12 protein-coding genes are annotated in these 10,244 nt (G+C 38.9%); 6 read left to right on the top strand and 6 right to left on the bottom strand.

Translation table 11 applies throughout. The features are described 5' to 3' along the window. Window positions 1-234: 234 nt before the first annotated feature. Window positions 235-900 (bottom strand): HAD family hydrolase, encoded by a 666-nt coding sequence (locus tag A33Q_RS02700; RefSeq protein ID WP_009036144.1) that lies wholly within the window; start codon window positions 898-900, stop codon window positions 235-237. A gap of 275 nt (window positions 901-1,175) precedes the next feature. Then, the gene (gene rocD / locus A33Q_RS02695) at window positions 1,176-2,450 is read right to left on the bottom strand and encodes an ornithine--oxo-acid transaminase (protein WP_016254537.1); all 1,275 of its coding nucleotides are present in this window, start codon (window positions 2,448-2,450) and stop codon (window positions 1,176-1,178) included. 89 nt (window positions 2,451-2,539) lie between these two features. On the opposite strand from rocD, the gene A33Q_RS22055 reads away from it, so the two are divergent. From A33Q_RS22055 to ftsY, 5 genes are all read left to right on the top strand, one after another. Beyond that, on the top strand, window positions 2,540-2,698 hold the full coding sequence (locus tag A33Q_RS22055) for a DUF5522 domain-containing protein (RefSeq protein WP_160169330.1): 159 nt from the start codon (window positions 2,540-2,542) through the stop codon (window positions 2,696-2,698). 439 nt (window positions 2,699-3,137) lie between these two features. Next, window positions 3,138-3,380 (top strand): 50S ribosomal protein L28, encoded by a 243-nt coding sequence (gene rpmB, locus A33Q_RS02690; protein WP_009036147.1) that lies wholly within the window; start codon window positions 3,138-3,140, stop codon window positions 3,378-3,380. 36 nt (window positions 3,381-3,416) lie between these two features. Next, the gene (gene rpmG, locus A33Q_RS02685; RefSeq protein WP_009036148.1) at window positions 3,417-3,599 is read left to right on the top strand and encodes a 50S ribosomal protein L33; all 183 of its coding nucleotides are present in this window, start codon (window positions 3,417-3,419) and stop codon (window positions 3,597-3,599) included. 43 nt (window positions 3,600-3,642) lie between these two features. Further along, entirely contained in the window at window positions 3,643-3,795 is a 153-nt protein-coding gene (locus tag A33Q_RS21735) for a DUF4295 domain-containing protein (RefSeq protein ID WP_009036149.1), read from the top strand. A 90-nt stretch (window positions 3,796-3,885) separates the two neighbouring features. Further along, window positions 3,886-4,842 carry a signal recognition particle-docking protein FtsY gene (ftsY, locus tag A33Q_RS02680; protein WP_009036150.1) on the top strand — a complete coding sequence of 319 codons (957 nt, stop codon included), beginning with the start codon at window positions 3,886-3,888 and terminating at the stop codon, window positions 4,840-4,842. A gap of 183 nt (window positions 4,843-5,025) precedes the next feature. Here the strand turns inward: ftsY and A33Q_RS02675 are convergent, their stop codons facing one another. From A33Q_RS02675 to A33Q_RS02660, 4 genes are all read right to left on the bottom strand, one after another. Next, the gene (locus A33Q_RS02675; protein WP_009036151.1) at window positions 5,026-6,171 is read right to left on the bottom strand and encodes a DUF4221 family protein; all 1,146 of its coding nucleotides are present in this window, start codon (window positions 6,169-6,171) and stop codon (window positions 5,026-5,028) included. 391 nt (window positions 6,172-6,562) lie between these two features. After that, window positions 6,563-8,197 (bottom strand): L-glutamate gamma-semialdehyde dehydrogenase, encoded by a 1,635-nt coding sequence (gene pruA / locus A33Q_RS02670; protein WP_009036152.1) that lies wholly within the window; start codon window positions 8,195-8,197, stop codon window positions 6,563-6,565. 114 nt (window positions 8,198-8,311) lie between these two features. Beyond that, entirely contained in the window at window positions 8,312-9,007 is a 696-nt protein-coding gene (locus A33Q_RS02665) for a YjjG family noncanonical pyrimidine nucleotidase (protein ID WP_009036153.1), read from the bottom strand. Between the two features lie 12 nt (window positions 9,008-9,019). After that, complete coding sequence (locus A33Q_RS02660; protein ID WP_040489734.1) at window positions 9,020-9,403, bottom strand: ArsR/SmtB family transcription factor; 384 nt, start codon at window positions 9,401-9,403, stop codon at window positions 9,020-9,022. A gap of 155 nt (window positions 9,404-9,558) precedes the next feature. Here A33Q_RS02660 and A33Q_RS02655 point away from each other — a divergent pair, with 155 nt between their 5' ends. Then, window positions 9,559-10,182: a carboxypeptidase-like regulatory domain-containing protein gene (locus A33Q_RS02655; protein WP_235062765.1), complete on the top strand. Its 624-nt coding sequence runs from the start codon at window positions 9,559-9,561 to the stop codon at window positions 10,180-10,182. Window positions 10,183-10,244 lie beyond the last annotated feature (62 nt).

Here is a 10,244-nt window from a genome sequence, read left to right as displayed (position 1 = left end):
CATGGTCAGACCGAAATATCCACTACCCATACTTGCAGTCGGGTTTCGATCAACAATTTTAAATTCGAACTCCATACAATCAGCTTTTCCTTCAATGCCTGATCCTAAGAAGAAAGCTCCAACAATTAATAAAGCAAATAATTTTTTTATTATTTAAAGATTTAACATGTTTTTAATCATGTCAATAATAATAATAATAGAAGTCAAGTTTAGTTGAAAGAAAATTCAGATCTGTTAGAGATTATTTGAAAAAATCAACTTTATCAAACTCATCACATCCAGCTTCTTGTAATCCTCAATATAAAATTCACAAATAGGCAATTCCTCCTTGATATGGGAAGAAAGAACGCCCACCACTTTCATTCCTGCATTTTTGGCCGCTGTCACTCCTGAAAACGAATCCTCAAAAACCACACAGTGCTCAGGGGCAACACCAAGGTTTTTTGCCGACTGAATGTATACCTCTGGGTCAGGCTTGTGTTTGGTCACATCCTCGCTGGCCATGATGGATTCCATTTTTTCTACAATCCCAAGCTGGCCGATAATCAATTCCAAATTTGCCCTTGGTGCAGAAGTGGCCACTCCTGTGAGTAATCCATTTTCTTTTAGGGATTCAAAAAACTCCAAAAACCCATTGATCGGATTAACTTTATCTTGATAAATCTCTCTGAACAAGCTTTCCTTTTCATCTTCCAACTCCAACAGTTCATTTCCTTCCACCTTCCTTTCCAAGAAATGACTCATTATATAGGAGTTGCTTTTCCCATACATGTGCATGGCAAATTCCTCTTCAGTAGGGTAAAGTCCCCTCTTAGCAAAAAATTCCTGAAAAGCTACAGAATGGAATGGATTGGTATGGCAGATCACTCCGTCCATGTCGAAAATAATGGCTTTTTTCATTTGTTTAATAGGCTTTTTAGTTTGGTAAAGCTAACAATAAAATAAAATAAGACTTATATCACAGAAAACTATAGTTCTTCGGTAATATACATATTTAAATATTGTCCATTTTTTAAAGAAATCCCTCCAAGATCTCAAATATCTTGGAGGGATCTTTTTTCAGAAATATTCACATTCCAATCTTAGAAAATATCTATGAATATCCGATATCCTTAAATATCTGTTAATAATATTTCAACTTTATTTCAATCATATTTCCACGATATTTCATGATTTCACCTCTCAAACTCCTTCACCACTTTCTCTATGATATCGCAGCAATCATGAAGCTGATCTTCTGTCATCACCAAAGGAGGAGCAAACCTAATGATATTTCCATGGGTAGGTTTGGCCAAAAGTCCGTACTCAGCCAATTTCATACACATGTCCCAAGCGGTACTGCTATCCTGAGAATCATTCACTACTACTGCATTGAGCAAGCCCTTTCCTCTGACCAGTTTCAGTATTTTATACTTGTCAACCAAAAGCTGCATGCGCTCACGAAAGATACTCCCCAGCTTACGGGCATTCAATGCCAAACGCTCATCCCTGATTACTTCCAAAGCTGTCATGGCTACCTTGACTCCTAAGGGATTGCCTCCAAAGGTGGAACCATGCTGTCCAGGTTTGATGACTTCCATGATATGATTATCAGCCAAAACAGCCGATACCGGATAGAATCCTCCTGAAATCGCTTTTCCTAAAATCAGCATATCAGGTCTAGTGTAGGTCTCCTGCTTTTCACAATGTCCCTCACAGCTACAATTCCCACATACCGCCAATAATGAGCCTGTTCTTGCTATACCAGTCTGAATTTCATCCGCTATAAACAGTACATTGTGCTTTTTGCAGGTTTCAGCCACCCTCCTCATGTAGTCAACAGCAGGAGTATAGACACCTGCTTCCCCTTGGATGGGTTCGACCAAAAAAGCCACCACATTCTTATTTTCGAGCGCTCTTTCAAGAGCCTCAATATCATCGTAGGCTATTTTTTCGAATCCAGGTGTAAAAGGACCAAAGTTTTTCCTGGCGTTTTCATCATTGGAGAAAGAGATAACCGTAGTAGTCCTACCATGAAAGTTGTTTTCGGCAACTACTATGACCCCTTCATTTTCCGGCACACCCTTTTTCTCATAGCCCCATTTTCTGGCAATCTTAAGGGCAGTTTCCACACCTTCGGCACCGGTATTCATGGGTAAGACTTTGTCAAAGCCGAAATATTCTGTGATATACTTTTCAAAGGGGCCCAATATATTATTATAAAATGCGCGGGAGGTAAGCGTAAGCGTTCCGGCTTGTTCGATCAAAGCATCCTTGATTCTAGGATGACAGTGACCTTGGTTGACAGCAGAATATGCAGATAGAAAGTCATAATACTTTTTGCCTTCCACATCCCATAGAAATACACCCTCCCCCTTTGCCAACACTACTGGCAGTGGGTGATAATTGTGTGCTCCGAATTCATCTTCCAAGGCAATTGCCTGCTTGCTTGAGTTTATTGTTTCCATCATAAATCTGTATGTTTGCTGCACTGAATCATTTGATCCAGTCACCTGTTTTCATTTCAGACAAATATAACAAATGCCCTAAGCATAAAAGAATGAATTCAAAAAAGAAGCCTGTAAGCCCACAAAAGTTAATCCCAGGAGATTATTATATCAATGAAAACGGATTGATGGTTTTTACAGCACAGTACCACTTAAGGCGAGGATATTGTTGTGGCAGTGGCTGCAAGCATTGTCCATATCCGACTAAGTAAAAGTGGGATTTGCTGGTTAATTGAAGAATGGATTAACCAGCAACTGTATAACTGTAGGCATACCTGAAATGAGGAATGAAAGGCAAAATTTTAAAGGTTAGAAGTCAAAAGTTAAATTTGGGTTTTTCGTAAGTTGGGGCGAAACTAATTCTAAAATTTCCATGAGACCGATGTGTTTAAAGAATTGAAAGCTCAATACTTATATATATGAAGATGCAACCTTCGGATAACACAGTCACTTTTTTCTAAATTCTAGATACACGTCTCTCGCTTCCGCCCTCCTCCCTCCTCCCTCATCCTTCATCCATTCCCTCCTTAATCCTCCACATTTTTAAAACTTTACGGAATTATTTTGGGAAGCACTTTTGGTAATTCGGTTAAAAGTCCGATATTTGCAGACTCAATTGAAAAAACGTCTTTAATAATACGATCATATATCATGGCAAAAGTTTGTGACATCACCGGCAAAAGACCTCAAGTAGGTAATAATGTATCACATGCCAACAACAAGACCAAGCGTAGGTTTTATCCAAACTTACACAAGAAGAGTTTCTACGTTCCCGAAGAAGATGCTTGGATCACGTTGAAGGTTTGTACCAAAGCTTTGAGAACTATCAATAAAAAGGGCATCAGCGCTGTATTGAAAGAAGCTCAAAACAAGGGTATGATCATCATTAAATAATACAGACAGGTTTACCACTTTAAATAATACAGAGCGATGGCTAAGAAAGGCAATAGAGTTCAGGTAATCATGGAGTGTACTGAGCACAAAAATTCAGGCATGCCAGGAACTTCAAGATACATTACAACAAAAAACCGTAAGAACACCACTGAAAGATTGGAGTTGAAAAAATTCAATCCAATCCTTAAAAAGGTAACGGTTCATAAAGAAATTAAATAATTTAGGACCTGAGTTGCATAAGCAACCTTAAACCCCTTAAGATATGGCTAAGAAAGTAGTAGCAACCCTGAAAAAAGAAGGTGGAGTAACTTATGCCAAGGTTATCAGAGCAGTAAAATCTGAAAAAACCGGTGCATATTCCTTCAAAGAAGAGATGGTTCCAACTCCAATGGTTCAGGAAACACTCAAAAAATAATTTCATTGCACTAATTGCAATCAAAAGTCCCTTCAGGCTACGTCTTGAAAGGGACTTTTTTATTATATTCGGATTCTAAAAATCAATACTATGGGAATTTTCGGTTTCTTTTCGAAAGAAAAAAAGGAGAGCCTGGACCAAGGACTCAAAAAAACCAATGAGAATATTTTTTCAAAATTAGGTAAAGCTGTAGTAGGAAAATCCAAAGTTGACGAAGAGGTACTGGATGAATTGGAGGAAATCCTTATCACGTCTGATGTGGGCGTAGACACAACGATTAAGATTATCAAAAGAATTGAAGAAAGGGTAGCCCGTGACAAATATCTGAACACCCAAGAACTTGATGTACTGCTTAGGGAAGAAATAGAAGCACTACTCAAGGAGAACAAAAGCGCAGACCTTTCTGACTTTGATCTCCCCGCAGACAAAAAACCTTATGTCATCATGGTAGTTGGGGTCAATGGTGTCGGTAAAACAACCACCATTGGAAAATTAGCCCATCAGTTTAAATCTGCTGGGAAATCAGTTGTCTTAGGAGCTGCCGATACTTTCAGGGCAGCCGCTGTAGACCAATTGATTTTATGGGGAGATAGAGTGGGTGTACCGGTAGTTTCCCATGGAATGAATACAGATCCGGCTTCTGTAGCTTTTGACGCTGTTAAGCAGGGCGTTGATACAAATGCTGATGTGGTGATCGTGGACACAGCAGGAAGACTTCATACCAAAGTCAACCTGATGAATGAATTGACCAAAATCAAAAGAGTGATGCAGAAATTCATAGAAGATGCCCCACATGAAATTCTTTTGGTACTGGACGGCTCTACAGGCCAAAACGCTTTTATACAGGCAAAGGAATTTACCAAAGCTACAGACATTACCGCACTGGCTATTACCAAATTGGATGGAACGGCCAAAGGAGGCGTAGTCATTGGCATTTCCGATCAATTCAAAATCCCTGTCAAGTACATAGGTGTAGGCGAAAAAATGACTGATCTACAGGTTTTCAACCGAAAAGAATTTGTGGATTCTTTGTTTAAAAAGAAGTAAACCTTTGAGGTTCCTTTCAGACCTCAAAGATTTATCTCAGTATTTAATAAAAGGATGTAAAAGACCCAGAGATTTTTGAAAACCTGAAGGATCCAGCCTCTCCGACCTTTGAGTTTGCTGCGGCAGAATGCAGTTTGCTTTTGCAATTAAAACAGTTTTAATTGAAACTTTTGGGTGCACAGCTTAAGGGAGCTCAAATAATACCCTTACATACTCCTCCACGTCATCAGAACCTGGATTTAGCAATTTGAAATAATAGCCATCAGGAGTAGCAAAACCACTGGACGCAATCTGCTGATTGTCAAAAAATACTTCTCCAATTGTTTCAAAATTGAGATCATGCAATATGAAACTGCTCCTGTTGTGAATCCCCCCGACTTCCAAAACTTCTGTTTCAATACTTACAAATCGCAATAACAACTTAGACATTGGTTCAAAAATAACCCATTTGTATCTGCTGGTTTCCATGCTAGGTAAAAACACAACATAATCTCCTTCTTGCTTGGTTTTTCCTTTTTGAAAAACCAAAGGTTCGGAGCTTTTTGATTCTACCCATTTGGTACTTTTCCTATCTGATACCAATAGAGAATCTGTCATAGGAAAACTGACTACATGGAGATTTTCAGTATCAAGGAATGTATGGGAATACAGTCCCAACTCGGGGTCATCAAAATGCTCTTTATAGATATCCGGGTAAGAAAAAGATATGGGTTCAGCCAGCTCATTTTCTAAGTCATATTTCCAAATCCAGTCCTCATAAGCCATATTGGGCTCCTTTAACACAAAAGGAACATCCGATAAGATTAACTGCTTCTTTTCTTTGTTATAGTACATCCTATTTCCGTTGACCACAGAAAAGTTGGCGGCAAGTCTTTCTTCAGGTACATTAGGTAATGGAAATCTGTCAAGTACTTTTCCTTGAAAATCAGTATGAATAATTGATTTTTGGTCTGAGATGAAAAAAATCCCATCTTCAGTAATCAAGCTTCCTGATATAAACCCTCCTATACCATCAGGCCCTTCTTTTTCAAAATCAACTGTACCCTCCAGCTCTCCTGAGGGGTAGCTATACTGATACAGCCTTCTCCCGACGACACCAAATAAAAAAGATTTACCATTTTGATCGAAAAAGGAGAACTCTTGAGGCAGACTCCTGGTCAAAGTATCCTTTTCCAAATAAAGGGTATCCACGATGTAATCAGCTAGATCCGCAGTGAAAAATGCAGCTTCATTTTTGGAATCAGTGCAGGAAAACAAAAAGATTAGACCCAATAAAAAGGAGGTCGGGATTTTTATGATTTTAAAATTGCAAGGTATTTGGCTATTCATCCTTGTAAATTTAAAGTGAGACTTTAGAATTGCAAGGATATTATAGTTAAAAGTAAGATCCGATCACCTATAAAGAAAAAGACCTTCGAGGTAACAAAAAACCCCAAAGGTCCATATCTAAAAACTACAAATTGACAAGATTCTAAATAATCATCTGATTCTTCTCGTCTCTGAACATATGATACAAGACTTTAGACAAAAGACATAAGATCAGGTTTCTGTATCGCCTCTAGCCTGCCCTTTCAAGTTTTCCACCAAACGAGTCTCTTGGTTATAGCTTCTTGTTTATAGTAAAGAAATCTCACCCTCAAGGAGAATCAAGTCTAATTTCTCGCTTCTAGACTCTTTCTACCTGGTACATTATACTTGGTACCTGGTACAATTAACACACTCAATCTTCTCCCAAAAAAGGATACCTGTAATCCACTGGAGACACAAAGGTTTCCTTGATCGTTCTTGGCGATACCCACCTTAGCAAATTGATCATAGATCCAGCTTTATCATTGGTACCGGAAGCCCTAGCTCCGCCAAATGGCTGCTGTCCTACTACAGCACCTGTTGGTTTGTCATTGATATAGAAATTGCCTGCTGCATTTCTCAGCTTCTGGGTAGCCAATTCAATCGCATATCTGTCTGTTGAGAACACTGCTCCTGTGAGAGCATAAGGGGATGTTTGATCTACCAACTCCAGAGCTTCCTCGAAATGTTCAGAATTGTAAACATAGATCGTCAAAACCGGCCCAAAAATCTCTTCCTGCATGGTGGTATACATTGGATCTTCTACAACCAAGACAGTTGGCTCAATAAAATATCCTTTTGATTTGTCATGGTTCCCGCCAGCAATTACCTCAACTCCTTCAGCAGTTTTGGCATTATCGATGTATTTGCTGATTTTGTCAAAAGCTTTTTCATCTATCACGGCATTGATGAAATTGGTGAAATCTTCCGTAGGTCCCATTTTCATTGAAGCTAAATCCTCCAGTAAATATTTTTTTACATCACCCCATATATTGCTTGGGATGTAAGCTCTTGAGGCAGCCGAACACTTCTGACCTTGAAATTCGAAAGCTCCTCGGGATAATCCCACAGCCACAGCTTTTGGATTGGCAGACTTGTGAGCAACCACAAAGTCCTTTCCCCCTGTCTCACCTACGATTCTTGGATAAGATTTATACTTGTAAATATTTTCTCCGATTGTTTTCCAGATGTGCTGAAATACACCCGTGGAACCTGTAAAGTGTATACCTGCAAAATCAGGGTGATTGAAGATAATATCCCCAGCAGTGGGCCCATCAACGTAAATCAAGTTGATCACTCCATCCGGAACACCTGCTTCTTTGAAAACTTCCATCAATACATTTGCAGAATAAATCTGAGTGTAAGCAGGCTTCCAAACAACCGTATTGCCCATCATTGCAGCTGAGGCTGGTAAGTTCCCGGCAATAGCAGTAAAATTAAAGGGAGTCAAAGCAAACACAAAGCCTTCCAATGGTCTCTGCTCTACCCTGTTCCAAACACCATTTCCTGACACTGGCGGTTGCTGACCATAGATCTCCGTCATATACTTGACATTGAATCTCAAAAAGTCAATAAACTCACAGGCAGCATCTATTTCTGCCTGCATTGCATTTTTAGATTGCCCCAGCATGGTGGCGGCATTGATCTTAGCCCTGTATGGACCTGCCAATAGATCCGCTGCCTTTAGGAAAATCGCAGCTCTCTGCTCCCATTCCATAGATTCCCAAGCCTCTTTAGCTCCTAAGGCCGCATTGATGGCCTGATTTACATGGCTTTCATCACCTTCATGAAAATGTCCAAGAATATGCTGATGATCATGGGGAGGAGACATAGGCTTTTTATTCCCTGTTCTTACCTCTTCACTTCCTATAAACATAGGAACATCAACCTGAAGATTTCTCAAGGACTTTAGCATTTCCTGTAGTTCCTTTCTTTCGGGCGATCCTGGAGCATAACTTTTTACCGGCTCATTCACTGGTTCCGGCACATTAAAAAAACCTTTAAGCATATTTATTTGAGTTTATAAGTTTCTAATAGAACAAATATAAGGGATATGGCTCGGAAAACACGAGCAATGCATGACTAGTGGTGAATGTGATTTATGGGGATTCCTATATTTTTTTCAAAGCAAACTTTCGAGCTCTTTCAAATGCTTGATGGTATGGGTAGGCTGATGATCGATCCCCTTTCCATAGGGATCAAAATACACATTATCAATTTGGGAATTGATAGCTCCCAAGATGTCTGAGTTCGGGTTATCACCTATCATCATCACTTCGGAATTCTTTACCGATAACCTATCCAATGCGTATTGGAAAATTCTGGGATCTGGCTTTTTGTGACCTGTGGTTTCGGAAGTTACTATCAAATCAAAATATGGACTCAGGCCAGATGCTTCCATTTTCTTTGCCTGACTTTCATTAAAACCATTGGTAATGATATGAAGCTTGTAGTTGGGTTTGAGATACTCGAGAATTTCTTTGGAATAAGGTAAAAGATGAGGCTTAGAAGAAGTTCTGTGCATAAAATCCTCCTCCAATTCATTGGGGATATCACTTATAGCTCCACCAGCCTTTTCAAAAATCCTCTTAAACCTTATCTCTCTCAATTCCTTTTTGTCTACTTTCCCTAGGTCATACAGTGCCCACAACTGGAAGTTAACCTCGTAAAAAGATTTTAAGAATAGGTCGAAACTGGAAATACCCACTTCAAATAATTTGAAATAATCATAAATTTCTGAAAGTGATTCCTTGACATTAGTATCATAATCCCACAAGGTATGGTCTAAATCAAAAAAAAGGTGATGGTATTTTTTCAAAATTTCTAAAGGTTATTTTCTGTAAGGATTATTTTCGATTTTGTTAATGGCCAACTCTCTATTGGAATGTAATATTTTATAAACTTCCTGATCCCTGATTAAGTTGATGTCTTTCTGGATAAATTTAAAAATCTGCTGAATAATTTCGTAAGCCTCATCCAAAATGTAATAGAAAATCCATTGATCAACTCTTCGGCTACCTACTAATCCTGCATTTTTCAGATAACTCAGGTGTCTGCTTGTTTTGGTTTGTGTAAAATCAAGAATATGTTCTAAATCTGAAATCGAAAGCTCCTTATTTTCCAGCAAAAGATGAAGTATTCTGACCCTTGACTCTTCAGAAAGGGCCTTAAATATCCTCATTCCATAATTTAAACTTATATTTTTGAGTCGCATTTAGTAACTTTAACAAATAAAACGAGTTTGAAATTAAAGAAATGATCGCTAAATAGGCTAATATTATGGCAAATAAGCCATTCTTAGGATAAAAGCCATCGAAAGCGGTAGATATAAACCCAACTCCATTGAATACTAAGTTTACATATATTACAATCTTCTTTTTGGCATTATGTTTCCTTCTGCCTCATAAGCAAGCCAATGCACAGGATCAAGACCGAAAAGTCATTCAGCTATCCGGAATTATCCTAAACGCTGACAGTACTGATGCTGTACCCGGTGTCAATGTGTATGTTCCCAAAAAAGGCAGGGGCACTAGCTCAGGTAGGTATGGTTATTTTTCTATGCCTGTTCTGGAAGGAGACAGTGTAATTTTCAGTTTTATAGGGATGAAACGTCAAACTTACAAAGTCCCTGCAGTCATGGAAGATGATAAAATCAGCCTGATCGTCACCATGCAAACAGATGAAATCGCTCTTTCCGAAATAGAAGTTATGCCTTTCCCAACCGAGGAAGAATTCAAAAGACAATTATTGGCAGCCAATTTCGACGCTCCTATGTCAATGGACGTACGAGGCAACCTCAGTCCTGAAACCTTGCTTAGATATGCCGAAGGGATGGATGCCTCAGGGAATGAAAACTGGAGATACTTCCAGCAGGGACAGATGATGCAGATCCAAGACCGATACGGACCTAGACCATTTACTTTAGTAGATCCTTTTGCTTGGTCAAGATTTATCCAATCCATCAAACGTGGAGATTTAAGAAAACGGGATTAAACTGAATAGTGATGATAATAAAAGCCCAAACTTTCATTGAGTTTGGGCTTTTTTATACTGAA

The organism is Indibacter alkaliphilus LW1 (genome assembly GCF_000295935.2).
Classification (GTDB): Bacteria; Bacteroidota; Bacteroidia; order Cytophagales; family Cyclobacteriaceae; genus Indibacter; species Indibacter alkaliphilus.
This window is presented reverse-complemented; position numbering and strand designations above follow the sequence as displayed.

Coding starts and splice junctions, on each gene's coding strand:
- A33Q_RS02700 (WP_009036144.1), bottom strand. CDS start 900: ATGAAAAAAGCCATTATTTTCGACATGGACGGAGTGATCTGCCATACC.
- rocD (WP_016254537.1), bottom strand. CDS start 2,450: ATGATGGAAACAATAAACTCAAGCAAGCAGGCAATTGCCTTGGAAGAT.
- A33Q_RS22055 (WP_160169330.1), top strand. CDS start 2,540: ATGAATTCAAAAAAGAAGCCTGTAAGCCCACAAAAGTTAATCCCAGGA.
- rpmB (WP_009036147.1), top strand. CDS start 3,138: ATGGCAAAAGTTTGTGACATCACCGGCAAAAGACCTCAAGTAGGTAAT.
- rpmG (WP_009036148.1), top strand. CDS start 3,417: ATGGCTAAGAAAGGCAATAGAGTTCAGGTAATCATGGAGTGTACTGAG.
- A33Q_RS21735 (WP_009036149.1), top strand. CDS start 3,643: ATGGCTAAGAAAGTAGTAGCAACCCTGAAAAAAGAAGGTGGAGTAACT.
- ftsY (WP_009036150.1), top strand. CDS start 3,886: ATGGGAATTTTCGGTTTCTTTTCGAAAGAAAAAAAGGAGAGCCTGGAC.
- A33Q_RS02675 (WP_009036151.1), bottom strand. CDS start 6,171: ATGAATAGCCAAATACCTTGCAATTTTAAAATCATAAAAATCCCGACC.
- pruA (WP_009036152.1), bottom strand. CDS start 8,197: ATGCTTAAAGGTTTTTTTAATGTGCCGGAACCAGTGAATGAGCCGGTA.
- A33Q_RS02660 (WP_040489734.1), bottom strand. CDS start 9,403: ATGCGACTCAAAAATATAAGTTTAAATTATGGAATGAGGATATTTAAG.